Origin of the sequence: Rhodopirellula bahusiensis, assembly GCF_002727185.1 — a bacterium.
GTDB classification, from domain to species: Bacteria; Planctomycetota; Planctomycetia; order Pirellulales; family Pirellulaceae; genus Rhodopirellula; species Rhodopirellula bahusiensis.
In genome coordinates this window covers 38,494-58,235 of record NZ_NIZW01000017.1, presented here as the reverse complement: position 1 = coordinate 58,235, position 19,742 = coordinate 38,494, and the positions used below count along the sequence as shown (strand labels likewise).

Genomic DNA, 19,742 nt, shown 5'->3' with positions numbered 1-19,742 from the left:
CGAAAACGACTGACGCCGGACAACCCGGCACCGAAACCAATCATCACATCACTCCGTCTCAGCCCTCACATCTCCCATGTCACACAAAGCGGTCGCTATCAAGCCTGCCGATGACCCGGCATTCCAACTTCCCGCCTCCTTGGCCGGGTTGTCGCTGCCCATGATCATCGGTGGCATCGTGGCACTGGTCGGCGGTGCGTTTTTCTCCAATTCGGCCATTGGTGGTCGATTCGGGATGTCGTCGTACCTGGTGGCTTACATGTACTGCTTGACCCTCGCGATTGGGTCGCTGTTCTTCGTGTTGATCCAACACCTTTCGCGGGCCGGTTGGAGCGTCGTGGTTCGACGTGTCGCGGAACTGATGATGATCATGGTCATCCCGTTGGCGTTGCTGTTCATCCCCATTGCCGTCTCGGCATACACGGGTTCGCTCTACGCTTGGTCGGTTGAGGGATACCAAGCGGATCACGGAATTCCGAGCGTGATTTGGGAGCAAAAAGAACTCTGGCTGAATCCCAATTGGTTCGTCGTCCGTTCGCTCATTTACTTGATTGTGTGGTGCGGAATCGCAGCGTGGTACTACCGCGGTAGCCAACGCCAAGACGAAACCGGCGAGATCACGATCACCGAAAACCTGCAGGCTCGCAGCGGCCCCGCCATCATCGCATTCTCGTTCTGCACGTCGTTCGCGGCGTTCGATTGGGTGATGAGCCTCGCACCAATGTGGTTCTCGACCATGTTCGGCGTTTACATCTTCACGGGCAGTATCCTGTCCGCTCACTGTGCGATTTGCTTGTTCAGCTTTTTGCTGCAGCGTGCCGGCGCGATGCGAGACGAAGTCACCGTGGAGCACTACCACGACTTGGGCAAGTTGATCTTCGGATTCATTTGTTTTTGGGGATACATTTCGTTCAGCCAATACATGTTGATTTGGTACGCCAACATTCCCGAAGAAACCCATTGGTTCTACACCCGATCAACCGACGGATGGTTCAATGTTTCGGTCCTGCTGATGGTCCTTCACTGGGGATTGCCTTTCGCGGGCACGATGAGTCGCCACGTTCGTCGTCGGCCTTGGCTGATCACTTGCTGGGCCGCCTACATCTTGGTTTTGCACCTCGTTGATCTGTACTGGATCATCATGCCCGAAGCTGGCATGGGTCTGGGGGGAGCAACCGGAATCATCGCCACTTTGATTTGCGTGATTGGAATGATCGCTTTGATGTTGGGCCTGATGCTCAAATTGGCCGCTGGTACTCGTGTTGTTGCGGTTCGCGACCCTCGATTGGGTGAGTCGCTGGCATTCGAGAATTTCTAAACCGATCTGCGTTTCGCGGCAATTTGCCGCTGTTCGGACACCACCCATCTCCTTTCTACTGAATCCTTACTCATGGCAGCCTACGACGACCTCAATGTCAAACGAATCGCGGTTATCAGCGTGATCTCGATCTTGGTCACTGCGGTTACCGTGTTAGCGGTTCAGGTCCTGTACTTCGCGATGGCGGACATCGTCGATGGACGCAAGGTTCAATCGGCCTCGTACACCCGCCAAAACGCAGTGCTCGCGGACCAATCGGCCGAGATATCGCGTTATGGCGTGGATCCCGAGACCGGGAATGTGACCGTGCCCGTTGAAGATGAAATGAAAAAAATGGTCAAGGAATCTCAATCGCACGACGAAGCCTGAGCTTCCTTCCCGTCTGACTGACAACAATACGATCTTTATGAACACGACATCCTCCCGCCGAATGACGAACCGCTTGCCAATGGCAAGTTGGATGGTCGCGGCTGGAGTGCTCGTGTTTGCAGCAAGTGCTGGTTCGCCGGTTTGCGCTCAGCCGAGCACCGGATCGATCGATCAGGGCGCACCGGTTCTTCTCAATGACGGCGTGCCGAAGGGTGTTGAAGACGTCACCGTCGAGCAGCGACTTGGGAATAATTTGCCCGGCGACATGAAGCTGGTCGATTCGAAGGGACGCAAGTTCACGCTGAGTCACTACCTCGACGGCGAACGATCGTTGATTTTGACGCTGAACTACAGCAACTGCCCGATGCTCTGCAACGTGCAGCTGAACCAGCTTGCTCAGTCACTCGACAAAATGGACGACCTGAAGATCGGCGAAGATTTTCAGTTGCTCAGCGTCAGCATTGATCCAACCGAGACCGACCAACGACTCCGCGATACGAAAAAGCGATACGTCGAACAAGTTCCTTCGCATGAGAAGGCAGACGAGGGCTGGTCATTCACTCGGACGACCAAAGCCAACGTCGAACGTTTGGCCAAGGAAGTTGGATTCTCGTACAAGTACAACTCACGCACTAAAGAGTACGCTCACCCGGCGATGCTGGCATTTGTCTCGCCCGATGGTGTGATCACGCGTTACTCGCTGGGCGTTGCTTTCCCACCGGATCAGATGAAGTTGGCGTTGGTCGAGGCTGGCCAAGGCAATGTGGGCGACATCGTCGATCAGTTCGTGCTGTGGTGTTACAGCTACGACCCGAACGAGAACAGCTATGTGCCACAAGCTTGGAAGATGATGCGAGCTGGCGGCCTGATCACGATCACGTTGCTCGGACTCGCGTTGTTGCCTTACTGGCTGGGCCGGAAGGGTTCACCATCGAAATCGGCTCCGGACGACACTGACGACTCAACCGCGGGGCCTGATGACGCATCGGACCATGCACCATTGAAACCAACGCAGTGGCATTTATCTGGGAATGCCGACTGACCATCGCTTGCGACTTTCGCGAGACCAAACAACCGAATCCACTGCGACCTGAAAATCATTCACTCAAATGTTTCCTGCAATCGAATCGCTCGCCATGACGTTTCCAACTTTGTTGGCTGACAAGAACGCGGACTTTTGGTTTCCAATCCAAGGTTCATCGTTCGCCGAAGAAGTCGATTGGGTTTATGACCTGATCCTCTACATCAGCTTGGCATTCTTCGTGCCGATGATGGCGTTCATGGTTTGGTGCCTTTTCAAATACATCAAAGCTCGCGGAACCAAGGCGGAAAGCCAGATTTCGCACCACACCACGTTGGAGTTGACCTGGTCGATTGGTCCTTCCGTGTTGTTGGTTTGGATGTTCGTCCAAGGTTCGATCTCGTTCCTGGACATGCGGACTCCGCCCGAAGGTTCCTACGACGTTGGCGTGCAAGCCTTCAAGTGGGGATGGACGATGGACTACGGGAACGGCACGTTCCACCCCGAGTTGCACATCGTCAAGGATGAGCCCACCAAACTCTCGATGCGAAGCACCGACGTGATTCACAGTCTGTTTGTTCCGGCGTTCCGTGCGAAGAAAGACATCGTGCCGGGCCGCTACAACTACATGTGGTTCAAACCCACGGTTGCCAGTGAGCAAATCAGCGATGAGGCACTCGCCAAGCTGAAGAAGCAGAGCGAAGGAGCAACTTGGGACTACGACAAGGTCCACACCATCGAAACGGAAGATGGCGAGAGAGAGTTGCAAGTCACCCCCGAGGGCTACACCTTCTTCGACCTGTACTGCACCGAGTATTGCGGCAAGAACCACTCGGAAATGCAAACAGTGGTCGTGGTTCACGAAACGCAAGCCGAACTAGAAGCGTGGATCAAAGCGAACAGCAGTCGCGGCGATGTTTCCATGGAAGAGTGGGGCGAATTGCTCTACGCCCGGCGTGGTTGTTCCGGTTGCCACTCAGTGGACGGATCCAAACTGGTTGGGCCCTCGTTCTTGGACGTGTACGGCAGCCAGCACGCTCTGACGACCGGCGAAAATCAACTCGTCGATGAAAACTACATTCGCGAATCGATTCTTGCTCCCAAGGCGAAAGTTGTCGCCGGATACCAGCCCGTCATGCCGAGCTACAAGGGGCAGCTCAGCGACGATGACATCGCCTCGATCATCGCCTACTTGAAGTCCATCAGTGCAAACGCACCCACGCAGCCGGCTGGTGCCGAGGCTGAATCGGACGAAGAATCCGCCGAATAATTCGTTTAGAGATTCAGGCTGATTCGGTAAACTGACTGAAGCCTTTTCAAAGCACACCCATCACCGACACGTTTTACGGTCTCCAGAAGGGACGCCAATATGTCCAACGCAACACTCCCAGCGGGCGCTCGCGACCCCGGTTATCCAACCGAACGCGAGAACTACCTGACCAACTCCTCGGGCATCCTCAGCTGGATGTTCACGCTGGATCACAAACGCATCGGGTTGATGTATTTGATCGGCGTGATGAGTGCATTCGCGGTCGGCGGTTTGTTGGCTCTCGCCATTCGTTTGCACTTGCTCGATCCCAACGGATGGATGTTCTCGGGCGCTGAGGCAAACAATATCTACAACCAAGTGTTCACCCTTCACGGGGCGATCATGGTTTTCCTATTCATCATCCCGAGTATCCCGGCGGCACTGGGGAACTTCCTTGTGCCGGTGATGCTGGGTGCGAAGGACGTGGGATTCCCGCGGCTGAACCTCAGCAGTTTCTATCTGTGGGTGTTTGGTGCGTTGTTCTTCGTGACCGCGCTTTTCAGCAGCGGTCTGGATACCGGTTGGACGTTCTACACGCCTTACAGTACGACGACTGACACGTCGGTGATTTTGGCGACGCTCGGTGCTTTCATCTTGGGTTTCAGTTCGATCTTCACCGGGCTGAACTTCATCGTGACGATCAACACGATGCGTCCCCCAGGGATGACATGGTTCAAGATGCCTTTGTTCCTGTGGGCAACCTACGCGACCAGCATTATCCAAGTGTTGGCAACGCCAGTGCTCGGTATCACGTTGCTGTTGTTGATCGCCGAACGCACGATGCACATCGGGATTTTTGATCCTGAGTTCAACGGTGACCCGGTGACCTACCAGCACTTCTTCTGGTTCTACAGCCACCCCGCTGTTTACATCATGATTTTGCCGGCCTTCGGCATCATCAGTGAACTGATAAGCGTCCACAGTCACAAGCACATCTTTGGCTATCGCTTCATCGCCTACTCCTCGATCGCGATTGCTCTGTTGGGCTTTTTGGTCTGGGGACACCACATGTTCACCGCGGGAATGAGCTCGTTGACCACGATCGTTTTCTCGGCACTCACGTTCACGGTTTCAGTGCCGTCGGCGATCAAGGTGTTCAACTGGCTGGCGACGATGTACAAGGGCTCGATCAGCCTGACGACGCCGATGTGTTATGCGATTTCGTTCATCTTCTTGTTCACGATTGGTGGTTTGACCGGGTTGTTCCTCGGAACGCTCGCGACAGACTTGCACCTTCACGACACCTACTTCGTGGTGGCTCACTTCCACTATGTGATGGTCGGTGGAACGTTGATCGCGTTCCTCGGTGGTGTGTTCCACTGGTGGCCGAAGATGGTCGGGAAGCTTTACAACGAGACACACGGGCGAATCGCCGCTCTGTTGGTTTTCCTCGGATTCAATGGCACGTTCTTGCCACAGTTTGTTTTGGGTAGCCGCGGGATGCCTCGCCGTTACGCGACCTACGATCCCGAATTCGCGACTCTTCACCAACTCAGCACGTTTGGTGCTTTGTTGCTCGGAATTGGTTTGCTGTATGCGTTCGTCGTCCTGATGGTTTCGCTAATCAAAGGCCGTCGTGCTCCCGCCAACCCTTGGGGTGGCGTGACGCTTGAATGGCAGTGCACCAGCCCACCGCCGTATTACAACTTCGAACGTCCGCCCGTCGTTGGCGATCCGTATGACTTCCACAACCTGGAATGGGACGCTGAGAACGAGCGTTACATCATGACGGAACCGGAACGGAAACTCGTTCCCGAGTCGACACCGGAAGAAGTCCCCGCCCACGCTGGCGGCCAAAAGTAGTTCAGATCTGCCGTGCGTCGAATTGTCCATCTGGATGGACCGTGCGACGCGCTGAGGCACTTGTTATAAATCCCGCGGCATCCGATTGGTGCCGCTTTCCGTCTTGAAACAGTCCAAACGTCGGCCCACCGCTCATGGCAACGATCGACTCAGTATCTTCTTCAACCGATGCTCACGCGGATGATTCGCATGGGCACGATCACGACCATCCGTCATGGTTGGCGCACCACTTTGAGACTCCGGAACAGCAATTTGACAGCGGCAAGCTGGGCATTTGGTTGTTCTTGGTCACTGAAATTTTGTTCTTCAGTGGGATGTTCTGTGCGTACGCCATCTTCCGAATGCTTCGGCCGGATGTGTTCGTCGGTTGCAGCGAGTTTTTGAACACCAAGCTGGGTGCAATCAACACCGGCGTGCTGCTGTTCAGTTCGTTGACAATGGCGTGGGCCGTTCGCTGCTCTCAAACCGAAGAACACAAGAAGTTGGTGGCGTTGATCGCGACGACGTTGTCTTGTGCGATGGTTTTCTTGGGTGTGAAGTCGATTGAGTATTCGCACAAATGGGGCATGGGACTGCTTCCTCCGGGATCGTACTTCTACAGTGCCGCCAATGAGCATCCGACCGCAAACCAGTTGGTTGAACAACACGGTTTCTCGGAGTCGATGGCGTACTTCCTGACACACAGTTTGTATTTCCTCTGCGCTCCGTTCGCAGTGATCGCTGCCGGCGTCTTTGTATGGCTGGTCATTTCGAAGTTGACCGGCAAGGACTTCCAGTACGCTTGTGCGAAGCCGTTGTTGGTCGTCGCCTTGAGCTTCTTTGGTGGCGTTGGATTGGGCACCTTGTTGGAGTCTGGGGGCGAGCATCATGACGGCGAACACGTTGCCGCAGCAGGCGATCACGCTGATGGAGCTCATGGTGAGGAGCACGCCGAACATGCCGGTGAAGATCACGATGAGACCGATCATTCGCACGTGGTTGCTGCTGGCGATCATTCGGCGGAATCTGAGTCCGCGATGGTCGAGACCCCACTGGGAGACGATTACGCGGCGGTGAAGTTGCTGGCCGAAAACGAAACCAACACCGGTCTGAAGGACTTGGTCGTCGCCGAGCAAACTCAGCAATCGATTGCCGAGGGCAAAGTCCTGACGGACCCGTCCGCAAGTGACGCGGGTATTTCGACGATCGAAGGTGATGTCAACACTCCTCGCCAAGCGGGTGTGTTCTTTGGCATCTACTACTGCATGACCGGCGTTCACGCGATTCACATTTTGGCTGGTATCGGTGTTCTGGTTTGGTTGTTGGTTCGTGCCATCCGCCAGGATTTCAACCGCCAGTACTTTGGTCCAGTCGACTACGTCGGTCTTTATTGGCACTTGGTCGACTTGATTTGGATCTATCTGTTCCCATTGCTGTACCTGATTCGCTAGTCCAGCTGACTGACAGACCTTTCCCGAATTCATTTTCAAACAACGACACATCGAAAGCTGCAACATGTCTGACCACGGACATTCCGCTACCACCGACGCTCACGCTCATGATGGCCACGCCGAGGGCGATTTCGCTCACCCTTTGCCGTTGCCGATGTTGTTTGGTGTGTTCGGTGCCTTGGTGTTTTTGACCATCGTCACCGTCGCTCAATCCAATTTTGACTTGGGTAGTTTCGATATCGCTGTCGTGATGTTCATCGCGACGATCAAAGCGGTTTTGGTCGGTTTGTTCTTCATGCACCTGGCGTTTGACAAACCATTCAACCTGATTGTGTTTCTCTCGTCGTTCGTCTTCGTGGCGTTGTTTGTGATCATCACGCTGAGCGATGCGAACATGAATTCGGGCTCGTTTGAGAACAACATCGATGAGGCTCCCGCGACGGTTGCGGTGGAGATGTAGCGACATCAGGTGTCGGTCGATTTCTTGACCGCCGCTCAACACGATCAAATCTGGCCCGGCATTCGATGCCGGGTTTTTTATTGGCAGTTTGGAACCTGCAGGCTCTCTGCGGTGGCTGGATTCGCTCAGTTTTGAGGAAGTGCCGAAGTCTTCATTGAGATTTTGCTCCGAATACTTGACCCAGGCCTCCTAAATTGTTTTCTTGACGTATGGTTGCAGGTGTCAGACATTCCTTCAGGAGAAAATCAGCGATGCGTTCTTTGTCCAGTTCTATGTTGGCTTTGTTGGCGGCAGTGAGTTTGGGAACTTCCATGGCGAGCAGTTCAACCAGAGTTGCTGCAGAAGAATGGAGCGCCGTCGTCGTGCCGACGGGAGACTATCGAGCTCAGATCCAGGCGACCCCGATCACGGAACGGCCCGGTCGATTGTTTCACGTCTATGGAAACACGGTTCGCTGGGTCGACAGCGCTGAGCAGACTCCACTGACGTATCGTCCACTTCGTCGCGTCGTGATCGGCACCGATGGTGCACAATCGGGTCGTGCAACCATCCGACCATTTGGTCGCCGCTAGGTAGGTCGATTTTTCGAGTCTTCTATCGGGCGTTGCAATTTGACTGCGACGCCCGCTTGCGTTCACTCCGACTCGATTCGTGCCGTGAACGCGCGGAAGTCTTCCAGCGTGTCGATTCCCGGGGCACAGTCCTCGACGGGAGCGACCACGATTGTCTTGCCCGCTTCGATGGCTCGAAGTTGCTCGAGCTTTTCAATTTGCTCCAGACGTCCGGGCGGCTGAGTCACAAACCAGAGCAAGAATTCGCGGCGGTAGGCATACAGCCCGATGTGTTGCCAGTAGTTCGGAGTGCCCGCCTTGAGTAGAGCGTCGGTCAATCCGTCGCGCGGATGCGGAATGGCGGCACGGCTGAATGTGATGGCCCGGTGGTCGTCGCCCAAGACTGCCTTGACGCAATTGGGATCTTCGACGCGTTCTCGATCGCGAATCGGACATGCGGCGGTCGCGATGTCGGAATCTGGGTGATGCATCAAAAGCTTTGCGACTGCATCGATTGTCTTTGGATCAATCTCGGGTTCGTCGCCTTGGACGTTGATGAAGATGTTGACATCTTCATGCAACAACGCGATCTCGGCGATTCGGTCGGTTCCGCTCTGGCAATCCACGCTGGTCAATCGAGCTTGACCGCCGAACGAATCGACCTCGGCCGCGAGTCGAGGATCATCCACCGCGACGATGACTTCTTCCGCGATGGACGATTTCAGCGCGGCTTCATAGGTGTGTTGCAGGACTGATTTGCCACCCGCTTGCAGCAACAGCTTCTGGCTGAGACGTGAGGAGGCCAAGCGAGCGGGAATGACGATCATGCTCTTCATGGTGTTTCCGATGGCTTGGTGGTTGGGGACCGCGAGTGAATCAGTGAAATGCCGGAGTGGATGCCGATTGCAAGTAACCGAGGCAACGTCGGTTAGCAATGCAAACGCCGTTGAATGGGGGACAATGCTCGATACAGAAACGCTCGGGGCTGAATATCGCACGGTGGCTCCACGCGGTTTCCAATCCGGTTAGAACTAGGGCCCCTGAAATAGCGCAACTGGCTCAATTCGTCAACAACAGGTTTTTCATGTCTGGTGCAGAGCAAACAACAGGCCAGGATTCCCGTTCGATGTGGTGGGCGACATCGGGGGACATCAATGCGTTCTTTGGATTGATGCTCGACAACGTGGCGGGGTTGTTGTTGATGACGGCGTTGCTCGCTGGCTTTGGTTTGCCAGCGGAGTTCACTGTGACTCACATGGTTCCCGGTACGGCGCTGGGCGTGATGTTGGGCGATATCGCGTTCTTCTTCATTGCATTGCGAATGGGGCGTCGAGAGAACCGAGATGATGTGACCGCGATGCCTTTGGGTTTGGATACACCCTCGACGTTTGGAATGATTCTGTTGGTGTTGGGGCCGGCGTTCTTGGCCGCGAGAGCTGGCGGGATGACGGAATTGGAAGCGGCTCGCCACACATGGCACATCGGAATTTGGTGCACGGTGATGTGCGGCGTCTTGAAGTTGGTCTTGGCTCCGTTTGGCCAAGTTGTTCGGGACGCGATTCCGCGAGCCGGATTGCTGGGATCATTGGCTGCGATCGCGTTGGTGCTGATCAGCTTTTTCCCACTGACGCACATCCTGGGTTCGCCGCTGCCGGGATTGTTGGCGATGGTGTTGGTGCTTGGGTCATTGATTGCACACGTTCCGCTTCCCGGTCGGACTCCAGGGACACTAGGAGCATTGATTGTTGCCGGTGGCGTTTATTACTTGCTGTGTTTGGTTGGCGTCGCGGGATATGAGCTTCCAACGACTGAGCCGACCGTTTGGTTTCCGACGCAGTGGATGGAGTCATGGCAAGGGACTTGGTGGGGCGCCTTCCCTGACGCAGTACCGTTCCTTCCGTTTGTGTTGCCATTCGCTTTGGCAACGGTGGTTGGCGGAATCGATTGCACTGAATCAGCCGCGTCGGCGGGAGATGAGTACGACGCTCGAACCGTGTTGGGCGTGGAGGCCGCGGCGACGTTTTTGGCGGGTTTGTCGGGTGGAGTGATTCAAACGACGCCGTACATTGGACACCCGGCTTACAAAGCCATGGGCGGTCGCGCCGCTTACACGTTGGCAACGGCGTTGTTGGTTGGATCAGCGGGAGTCGTCGGGTACTTCGCGTTGTTGAACGCGTGGATCCCGGCACCGGCCGTCTATCCTATTTTGGTGTTCGTGGGATTGGAAATCACGTCGCAGACCTTTATGGCGACGCCTCGTAAACACTACGCCGCCGTGGTGATTGCTTGCTTGCCAGCGCTCGCATATTTAGCAATGAGTTTGCCAGATCGAATCTTTGGTGATTCGTTGCTGCTGCAAGGCGGGCACACAATGGAATCGCTGGAGGGTGGTCCACTCAAACACGATTTGCAGACGCTGCGAATGCTCAGCAACGGGTTCATCGTGACCGGTTTGCTTTGGTCTTGGATGCTGGCGTCGATGATTGATCGCAAGCTGGTTTTGGCCGGCGTCGTGATGCTAGGTGCTGCGGTGTTGACCTGCTTTGGCGTGATGCATTCGCCAATCGAAGGCAACCGCTTGTTTGTCCCGTTGCTCTTCGATGAATCAAGCTCGTTGGGATTGCCCGAGAAGTATCTACCTGTGGTGATGGAATACGTCGCGGGCTACGCGGTGACAGGCCTGTTCTTGATTGCGTGGTCCCGATTCCTGCCCCAGGCTTCGGTCCCCGAGTGATCGGCGACGGACGAGCGGGATTCGAACTCACGCGAAACCGCGTGAGCGTGTTTTCCGCTAGGCGGCGCGGCGAATCGTTTTGCGTTCCGGAACGATGTGGCAGCCGAGTGTTTCAATTTCGAGCTTGAGCAGCCTCGCGACAACGTCCGTCGTGCTGGGACGTTCAAGCGGATCCGGCGAGATCATTTGTTCGATCAAATCAGCGACTGGTTCGACGCTGCGGGACTGGGTTGGTTCGGTCAGTGCCAAAGTCTGCAGCAGGATGCGACCGAGCGAGTGAATGTCCATCGCCGGCAGGGCGGCGGTGTTCCCTGCGGCAAGTTCCGGCGCGGCGTAATCGGCGGTGCCGCGAAACAGTGGCTGCATCGGTGAATGGATTCGAGCTGCGTTCCCAAGATCGATTAGGGTCACGTGCCCTTGCGAATCGACCAACACGTTGTCGGGGGTGATGTCTCCGTGGATCCATCCATTTTGGTGCAGGGCCTGTGTGGCCTGTGCAAGTTGCCTGGTCCACCACAGGGCGACCGGCAACGCAAATTGAGGGATTTCTGAGATCCGATCAGTCAGATTGAGAGCATTCAAACGTGGCATCACCACGTACGGCGAAGTGACTCCGTCGGATTGATCCAGGACAGGCACCAGATTGGGGTGTTTAATGCCGGAGGACGCAATGATTTGCGAGAAACGTCGAGCTGGTTGAGCAGCCGGAACACCTTGGTTGCTGGTGTTTGCGACAGTTTTTAGCACGTAGTCCCATCGGGGACTGTCGGCGGCGTCGGCGGCTTGGGCGAGGAACAATTCGGTTCCGTTGCCCTTGGCGATGGATTGTCCAACTCGCCAAATGCCCAGAATTCGTTGGGAATACGGGCTGTTCATGGAGCAGGTGGGCGTCTCGGCGGCAGAAGTTGGTTTTGATGACGCGCGGGATTTGCCAAACATGAGCGATCCAAACAGGAGACGAAGAGGTCTGGGAGCGGACGAACGGATTCATCCGGAACCGAGAATGACATCGACTCGGTGGATGGTTCCGGTCGAATCGACTCCCGGCGACCGGAAAAGTCCGCCAATTCGTCACGACTGCTGCCCCATTTCAGGGTTTCAGAGGTTCCAATGGGGAACGGTTGTGCGGGTTGTAAGAAGTGACCGGTTCATTCGGGGAACTTTGTCGATCGTGTTGACGTCACAAAGTAGGCATTTCGTTGACACCGGATCGCCCCTAACTAGACTCGCTGTCGCGGTTTGCTGTTTGTGGCCACTTCCGCATCGTCGCGAAGCGTCAAGAGACGTGTGACAGCACTGCTTCCCCTTTTCTGGTCCCCAGGGGCCCATCCTGCCAGAGACCCTCGATGATTCATCGTCAGCCTTCTCAACCGTCGTCGGATTGGACTTCTCAAGCCGCTTCGGAGCGAAATCCTTCCGATTCCAATGCGGGCAAAGGACGCTCGAAACGCCGTAGTGACCGGCGCAGTAAACGAACACAGAAACGCCGTTTGATGATGGAAGGGTTGGAATCACGCCAACTCCTAGCCGCCGGCGGAATCGTGCCCAGCACACCAGCTTTGGACGAATACGAAGGTCCACGCAACGTCGGATCCGTTTCGTCATTCCCGATGTTCGAGTCGGAAGCTCGCGGTGAATTTGGCGAGAACGACTTCTTTCAGGACGCCGAGTTCTTGCCATTGGGGAATGCGGCGGGACAGCGGGACACGATTGACCTGAGCGGAACAGCTGGGATCTTCCCACGGTCGAGCGGTGGCGTCACGACTGACATCGACGTCTTCTCTTTTGATTTGCAAGCCGGCGATATCTTGGACGTCGCGACTATTGGCGGATCCGCCCAATTCACGGTGATGCTACCCAACGGCCAAGTGTGGTTTGGCGTTGAGGGCGTTTTGGCCGGCTCGTTCCCTCAGTACGACACGTATCCAGTTGACTCACCGCTGCAAACGCTCGGTAACCAAGCCTTTGCCCAGATCGTTCCAGAAGCCGGACGGTATTCGGTATTGGTTTCAGCTGAGTCGAACAGTGTCGATTACACGTTGGGTCTGCGGACTTACCGGCCGGTGACTGAAAGTTTGCCGGTTGGAGAGGGACAGGTCATCTTCTTGGACTTTGACGGCGGTGCGTTTCCCCGTTCGGTTCTCCGAGAAATCTATGCCCCCGCTGGTGACCCACTTTTGGGTGGCGTCGCGCTGATCCCGGGCATTGAACAAACGCTGAGCGGATTGGGTGTTGTCAATCAAGCTGCGGGTGCAATCGAGGATTTGCAACTTTCGATCGCGGCCGAAGTTGAACGCATCTTCGAAGACGTGGGTGCAAAGAACATCAATGGTGACTTCGACTCAACAGGCAATCCTGGCGATTACGGCGTCACCATCCTCAATAGTTTGGAGCATGCCGATCCCGGCAGCAATCCAAATGTGTCGCGTGTCGTGGTGACTGGAACTTCGGTCAATTACGGCTTCGCGGCGACGGTTGCCGAAACGGTTGATGTCGGAAACTTTAGGCTCGACGAATACGCCATCGTTCAACTGGATACTTGGGTTCCCGTTGCTCAGGCTTTCCCTCGCTCACAGGCATCGAGTGAGTTCGATGTTCTGGCGTCATTCTTGGGCGCCGTTGCTGCTCACGAAGCCGCACACATCATGGGCATCCGGCACACTGATGGCGACAATTTGATTGTGAATGTTGGCAATGAAGGTGGTAGCCAAAACTCATTCGACCAGCTGGCGGGACTCGGTGTTGATGGGATCTATGGCACCAACGATGACAATCCTCCCACCTTTGAGACTGATTTCTTCTCTCTGGTCGAAGGCATTTTTGGAACCAACTACACCGCTCATTCCATTGCCTACGCCTTGGCAACCGGAACCGTTGGTTCAGCTGCGACCGGACGGATTTTCAATGACGCAAATGGCAGCGGCACATTCACCGGAGACACGGGACTTGGTGGTGTGACGGTCTTCTTGGACGTCAATGGCGATGGCGTTTTGAGCTCGACTGATCCATCAACCGTCACTGCTGCGGACGGTACCTACAGCTTGTTTGGTGCCTCGGGCAGCTACAACGTCATCGCGATGACGCCAACCAACTTCGTGGCAACCACGCCCGTCAGTCGTTCGGTCACCTTGGGAACTGGCAGCACGCTGCCAAGCTTTGGTTTCCGCCAAGTGCTTTCGGACGTAACCGGTCGGAAGTTTGAAGACGTGAACGAAAACGGTCTCTACGATGCGGGCGAGCCTGGCGTCGAGGGTGCCTACATCTACGCTGATTTGGACGGAGACAATCTTCCCGACCTTGGCGAGCCCTTCGCGATCACCGATGAGAATGGTCTGTATTCAATCGACTTGCCGGATGTGAATTACTCTTACGCGATTCGCGAAGTGGAAGAGGCTGGGTTCGAACGCACCGTTCCTTTGTCCGGTGAATACACCGTCACGCCGGGAAGCGGACCCGTCGACAACTACAACTTCGGTGGCCGTTCGTCACGTGATTTTGGTGACGCTCCTGATTCCTATGGAACATTGAGTGCATCCAATGGTGCCAGTCACGGTATCCTCAGCGGACTTTCGCTGGGTGCCACCGTTGATCGCGAAAGCGACGGGCAGCCGACGGCTGATGCGACGGGTGATGGTGCCGATGAAGATGGCATCCAGTTCACCGGACCATTGGTTCCTGGGACAACCAGTTCGATCCAAGTGACGGTCAACAACTCAACCGGTGGGCAGGCTTATCTGCAAGGTTGGATCGACGTCGATGGTAGCGGCACCTTTGATTCAGATGAACGCTTCATCACAAACCAAGCTCTGGCGACAGGCGTGAGTTCGGTACCGATCACGTTGCCAAGCTTCACCTTGCCTGTTGGCGGTTTGCTGGACACGTTCGCTCGTTTCCGATTAAGCCAAGACACCAACGTTTCGGCGACTGGTTTTGTTGATTCAGGCGAAGTGGAAGACTACGCCGTTCGACTGCTCAATAATGGCGATCTCGCCAATGACGACAGCGTCTCGGTGCCTCGTAACAGTCAAGGCTTCCCGATTGATGTCTTGGCCAATGACTTCAATTCGGCGTCCAACCCACTGACAATCACCACACAAGGAACCGCCGCGACTCAAGGCGTTGTGACAATCAGTTCAGGTGGTGCGGGTCAGCAGCAATTGCTTTACACGCCGCCAAACAACTTTGTCGGTCAAGACACAATCCAGTACCGTGTGATTGACACTCAGGGCAACGTGGCGACCGCCACCGTCAGCGTTAATGTGACCTTCCAAACCGAAGATCCAATCGCTCTGGATGACATCTATCGCATCCCTGCGAATGCAAACAGCAGCGGTGGTTTCCCACTGAACGTTCTGGACAATGACATCGCATCGGATGCTCCTGGCGGATTGACGCTGGCGTCGGTCACCAACGGGACGGCTGGCGGAACAGTTGTGCTGACCCAAAACAACCAATCGGTCCGCTACACGCCGGCCCCTGGTTTCACCGGATCAGAACAGTTCATGTACACGGTCCAAGACAGTGAGAACAACTTCTCGACGGCTACTGTGACCGTTTCGATCAATCCGGACGCTGATGCAGATGACTTGGCATCGTTCACCTTGGAAATTTTGGACGAAGTCAACGACACGCCACGTCCAACATTGCAACAAGGCGACGTCTTCCGCTTGCGAGTCAGCGTGGACGACCTGAGGAACTTGTCCCAGTTTGAAGCTCAAGGTCTAGCATCTGCTTTCCTCGATGTGTTGTACTCCAGTGAATTGGTTACAACCGTTGATACGAATTCCGCCGATGCATTCCCGTTCGACATCACGTTTGGGCCCAAGTTTGAAACACCTGGTAGCTTCCAGCTGGGCAACACTCTGACCCCTGGTTTGCTGGATGAAATCGGTGCGGCTCAGTCCATCTCGAACTTGAACTCCGTCAATACTTCTGAAGATGTCGCTTCGCACGTCGGACCAGCCGAACTGTTCACGGTCACAATGCAAGCGATTGGTTCGGGGATCGCAGTCTTCCAAGCTGATCCTTCTGACGCCGCCGTAAGCGAAACGATTCTCATTGACGAATCGTCTGCTTTGAACTTCGGTCAAATTCGATACGGATCCGTCGAAGTCGCGATTGCACCTCCTGGACCCGATTTCCCTTCGGCGTTGGATGATTCCTTCCCACAAGGTTTCGACAGCAACGGAGCGTTGATCACTAGCGTTGTCGAATCGCAGCTCGATGTTCTCGACAATGATTTGTTGGGAACCGGTGGCGAAGTCATCTCATTCGAAATCAATCAAGGTGCTGCCAACGGAGTCGCGATTGTTCGTGACAACGGCACGCCGAGCGATCCATCGGATGACTACATCGGATACACCGCGGACATCGGTTTCAGCGGTTTCGATTCGTTCACTTATGTGACAACGGTTTCCAGCCCAACGTTCGGGATCGTCACTAGCATCGCAGAAGTGAGCTTGGTCGTCGGAGCCAACCAAAACGCCTTGGCCGAATTCGACTTTGAATTGGTCGATGAATCTGGCTCACCCATCTCGACTGTTTCGATCGGTCAACGCTTCGGCATCCGCGTTGTCGCGGAAGACCTGACTCAGTTCGATCCATATCCCGTCTTCGCTGGTTTCTTGGACGTCTTGTATGACGCAGGACGAATCGTCCCATCGGACACGATCTCTGGCGATGATTTCGGGTTCGATGTCGTGTTCGCGGACGAATTCAACTCGTCGGCGGCTGTTGGCGTCAACACGCGTGCCGGATTGATCGACGAGTTCGGATCGCTGAGAAGTGACACTGGTCAACCTGCGACGGGCGTCAGCCCATTGTTGGCAACGTTGTACTTCGAGGCCATCGCACCGGGTACCGCGACGGTCACTGGCTCGCCCGCCGACCGATTCCCGTTCCAAGACACATTGTTGGATGACCGCGACGAACCAGTTGATCCATCGCAGATCATCTACGATTCGCTGTCGTTCACGATCACCGGAAGCGGTGAGCCACTGCAGAACACCAATCTGCCTGCTGACGTGAACGGCGACAACCTCGTCACCGCCATCGACGCTTTGTTGGTGATCAACGAATTGTCGCGATTGGATTCGGCGGCCGCTGGTGAACCAGGGTCAGCGAATTCGCAATTGTTCTATCACGACGTCAACGGTGACCGTCGCGTGAGTGCGATCGACGCTTTGCGAGTCATCAACTACTTGAACGATGATTCTGCTGGCGAATCGACTGCCGCGGCTGGTGAGCCTCTCTCGACAGGCATCCAAACGCTCGCGAGTGATGCATCAGACCAAGCCATTGGCGATCTGGCTGCCGAAGACAAGGTCACAGGCGGAGCAGTTGCTTCGACCGATGCTTCTGCCAACGGTGCGGTTGTGACCAACGACTCTGACACTGATTCGGACGACGATGATCTGCTTGATCTGCTGGCCGATGACGTCGCTGGGCTTTGGAGTTGATCACGACTCGACGTTGAAACGCAAACGAAAAAAGCGTGGCCAAGCATTTGCTTGGTCACGCTTTTTTTATTGATGGATCTGGCTCAACGCACTTTGCATTCGAATTCGATCGTCACGGTTTCACCGACGCCGAGTTCTTCGGTCAGTTTCCAGATCAATTGATCCGAGCCCGCTTGGTTGGGTTGGATGCTGAACTCAGTGTCCATCGAGGCGGATTCCGAGTCGACGACGTATTCCAATCGCGTGGTCAAGTTGTCCGTCACGACGACGCCGTTGACGGGTGAGTCACCCACGTTTTGCAATCGCAGTGCGAAGGTCACTGTGTCCCCAACCGGAGCGTGTTGTTTGTCGGCCAACTTGATCAAGTTGACGCGTCCCGCTTCGGGGAAGTCATACACAACGACGGCATCGACTTTTTGATCACGTGTCAGCGTTGGCGGTTTCAGGTCTTGGATTTCGACTTCGACCGACTCGTCGATCGACCAAGCGATGGCTGCGTTGGCGAAGCGTTCGACAAGAGCCAATTGCGACTCATCCAGTTCAGACAAGCTGAGTTGGCGAATGTTGGTCAGCAACGCGAGCACATCTTCGGCCACTTCGATTTGCTGGACGTTTTCGACAGGTACACCTCGATTGCGATCTCGCATCGCATCGACACGTCGCGTCAGTTCGCTGCGAGCGATCTTGGTGGTGTCGGTCATGACCAATCCGGGTTGATCCAGATCGATGCCGAGCGGACCGACAGGTTGAAACGTTCCGCCGACGGTGATCGAGCGATCGTTTTCGATTGCACCCGTGATGCGGCGTACGGAAGAGAAACGTGGCGAGTAAACGCAGACTCGGTTGGAGGCTGCGAATTCGATGTCGCCGGCTTCGGTCGTGTAGTGAGTGACGGTGTCCTCGGGTTGCAGACCGGTGATCAAGTCACCGCGAGTCAGCCGAGCATGGGGATCATGATCGCCGCCATCGCAGAGAAACTCCTGCGGGTCGACTCCCCACGGTGCACGCATCATCGGCATGGGCTGGCAAGCAAGACAGTCGCTCGTCAGTCCGTTCGTTGAACCGCATTCGCCTGCACAGGCGTTGCTTCCACAACCGCACGCGACCCGATTTCGGAAACCCACCTGGGCGATCGAAGTCGAATTGATCGAGGAGTTTGCTCCGGGGACATTGGAGGTCACCGAAGTGGAACCATACAGCGATGCGACATCCAGCGGAGGTTGAGTTGCAGCGACGGGAGTCTGCGCAATTTGCTGGTTTGGCTGGGCCGCGCGAACAGGCTGCGACGTGAGCGAGTTGGTCGGCGATGCAACCGGAGTGGCACAACCGCTGATCATCAACGCGGCCAATCCAACGGCAAACCAAGCCAAACACAGACGTGCGCAGTTCGTTGGTTGCGACTGGATCGCGATCTCGGAAAGGCGAGCAGGTTGCATCATGATTCCGGCTTGAAGATGGGAGCCCACGTGGGATAGCCAAAGAAAAACTGTGGTGCCAGTTCGTGTGAACGTGGCGGAGCGAGCGACCCGATTCGCAAAATCGCGACAACTCGGCCGAGGCGATCAGCCACTTGCAGTGGGTCTTGGAACTGTGAGACATCGATCGGGGTTTCACCGCCGGTGTCGCTGTCTGTCGTGGGTTCTTGAGCGAGTGGTACGGCGGTTTGTGGATCTTCGAGGTAGATCACTCGCGTGACCAATTGCCCGTCCAAAGCCGCTTGCAGGTCTTCTTCATCGATCGTGACGATGACTGGATATCGTGTCGCCAAACCCGGTGGTGGATAGGTTCGATCAACCATCTCCAAGGTCGGGAAAAGCTCGGCGCCTTCCGCTCCACGAATCCCGCTGATTTGAAAGCGGTAGACTTGGCCGACTAAGAGGCCCGCCATTAAGCCTGGTTCTGAATCTTGAAAGCTGCCCATTTGAGGCAACGCGAATCGAACGCCTTGCGGGCCTCGAATCTGAACCGGCTGGTAGTACGGTGCTTGCACACCCATCGCTGCCGTTCCGCCTGGTCCAGCCATTTGCCGCGTCGAAGCGATCATGCCAGGTGGCATGGCGCCGTTGAACAAACGGTGTTGTCCGTTGGGCGAAAGATACTGCGATGGGTCAGCAGCTGTCGCTGAAACGCTAAGTGCGATCACACAGGCGACCGCGATTGACGGCAGAGCCCATCCAGCGTTCAGCATGTTGCTGGGCGGAGTAATGCGTGCGATTGCCATGAGTCTCAATCCGGTTGCGATATTCATTCTCTGGCCAGGTTCTTTCGTTGCTCTGGGCAGTGACGATG

15 protein-coding genes are annotated in these 19,742 nt (G+C 55.6%); 10 read left to right on the top strand and 5 right to left on the bottom strand.

All coding sequences use genetic code 11. The annotated features are described in order from the left end of the window. Positions 1–76 precede the first annotated feature (76 nt). From CEE69_RS20570 to CEE69_RS20540, 7 genes are all read left to right on the top strand, one after another. The gene (locus CEE69_RS20570; RefSeq protein WP_099262501.1) at positions 77–1,318 is read left to right on the top strand and encodes a hypothetical protein; all 1,242 of its coding nucleotides are present in this window, start codon (positions 77–79) and stop codon (positions 1,316–1,318) included. Positions 1,319–1,390: 72 nt separating this feature from the next. After that, entirely contained in the window at positions 1,391–1,687 is a 297-nt protein-coding gene (locus CEE69_RS20565) for a hypothetical protein (protein WP_099262500.1), read from the top strand. Positions 1,688–1,724: 37 nt separating this feature from the next. Continuing rightward, positions 1,725–2,729 carry an SCO family protein gene (locus CEE69_RS20560; protein ID WP_099262499.1) on the top strand — a complete coding sequence of 335 codons (1,005 nt, stop codon included), beginning with the start codon at positions 1,725–1,727 and terminating at the stop codon, positions 2,727–2,729. Between the two features lie 67 nt (positions 2,730–2,796). Beyond that, entirely contained in the window at positions 2,797–3,978 is a 1,182-nt protein-coding gene (locus CEE69_RS20555) for a cytochrome c oxidase subunit II (protein ID WP_099262498.1), read from the top strand. A 99-nt stretch (positions 3,979–4,077) separates the two neighbouring features. Then, complete coding sequence (locus CEE69_RS20550; protein WP_099262497.1) at positions 4,078–5,820, top strand: cytochrome c oxidase subunit I; 1,743 nt, start codon at positions 4,078–4,080, stop codon at positions 5,818–5,820. 134 nt (positions 5,821–5,954) lie between these two features. Beyond that, the gene (locus CEE69_RS20545) at positions 5,955–7,250 is read left to right on the top strand and encodes a cytochrome c oxidase subunit 3 (protein ID WP_099262496.1); all 1,296 of its coding nucleotides are present in this window, start codon (positions 5,955–5,957) and stop codon (positions 7,248–7,250) included. Between the two features lie 64 nt (positions 7,251–7,314). Then, entirely contained in the window at positions 7,315–7,710 is a 396-nt protein-coding gene (locus tag CEE69_RS20540; RefSeq protein WP_099262495.1) for a cytochrome C oxidase subunit IV family protein, read from the top strand. Positions 7,711–7,861: 151 nt separating this feature from the next. Here the strand turns inward: CEE69_RS20540 and CEE69_RS32895 are convergent, their stop codons facing one another. After that, positions 7,862–8,023, bottom strand: coding sequence for a hypothetical protein (locus tag CEE69_RS32895; protein WP_199169915.1), 162 nt, complete (start codon positions 8,021–8,023; stop codon positions 7,862–7,864). On the opposite strand from CEE69_RS32895, the gene CEE69_RS20535 reads away from it, so the two are divergent. Continuing rightward, positions 8,022–8,282: a hypothetical protein gene (locus CEE69_RS20535; protein WP_233215471.1), complete on the top strand. Its 261-nt coding sequence runs from the start codon at positions 8,022–8,024 to the stop codon at positions 8,280–8,282. The genes CEE69_RS32895 and CEE69_RS20535 overlap by 2 nt on opposite strands. A 62-nt stretch (positions 8,283–8,344) precedes the next feature. Here CEE69_RS20535 and kdsB read toward each other — a convergent pair whose 3' ends face one another. Then, positions 8,345–9,097, bottom strand: coding sequence for a 3-deoxy-manno-octulosonate cytidylyltransferase (kdsB, locus tag CEE69_RS20530; RefSeq protein WP_099262493.1), 753 nt, complete (start codon positions 9,095–9,097; stop codon positions 8,345–8,347). A 290-nt stretch (positions 9,098–9,387) separates the two neighbouring features. On the opposite strand from kdsB, the gene CEE69_RS20520 reads away from it, so the two are divergent. After that, positions 9,388–10,995 carry a permease gene (locus CEE69_RS20520; protein WP_099262594.1) on the top strand — a complete coding sequence of 536 codons (1,608 nt, stop codon included), beginning with the start codon at positions 9,388–9,390 and terminating at the stop codon, positions 10,993–10,995. Positions 10,996–11,052: 57 nt separating this feature from the next. On the opposite strand, the gene CEE69_RS20515 is transcribed toward CEE69_RS20520, so the two are convergent. Next, positions 11,053–11,871, bottom strand: coding sequence for a protein kinase family protein (locus CEE69_RS20515; protein ID WP_099262593.1), 819 nt, complete (start codon positions 11,869–11,871; stop codon positions 11,053–11,055). 470 nt (positions 11,872–12,341) lie between these two features. Here CEE69_RS20515 and CEE69_RS20510 point away from each other — a divergent pair, with 470 nt between their 5' ends. Next, the gene (locus CEE69_RS20510; RefSeq protein ID WP_099262491.1) at positions 12,342–17,453 is read left to right on the top strand and encodes an Ig-like domain-containing protein; all 5,112 of its coding nucleotides are present in this window, start codon (positions 12,342–12,344) and stop codon (positions 17,451–17,453) included. Positions 17,454–17,536: 83 nt separating this feature from the next. Here the strand turns inward: CEE69_RS20510 and CEE69_RS20505 are convergent, their stop codons facing one another. Both CEE69_RS20505 and CEE69_RS20500 read right to left on the bottom strand, forming a co-directional pair. Continuing rightward, a complete protein-coding gene (locus tag CEE69_RS20505; protein ID WP_099262490.1) occupies positions 17,537–18,892 on the bottom strand; it encodes a DUF11 domain-containing protein in 1,356 nt (451 codons plus the stop codon). Further along, positions 18,889–19,674, bottom strand: coding sequence for a hypothetical protein (locus CEE69_RS20500; protein WP_099262489.1), 786 nt, complete (start codon positions 19,672–19,674; stop codon positions 18,889–18,891). The genes CEE69_RS20505 and CEE69_RS20500 overlap by 4 nt, the downstream gene beginning before the upstream one ends. Positions 19,675–19,742: the final 68 nt, after the last annotated feature.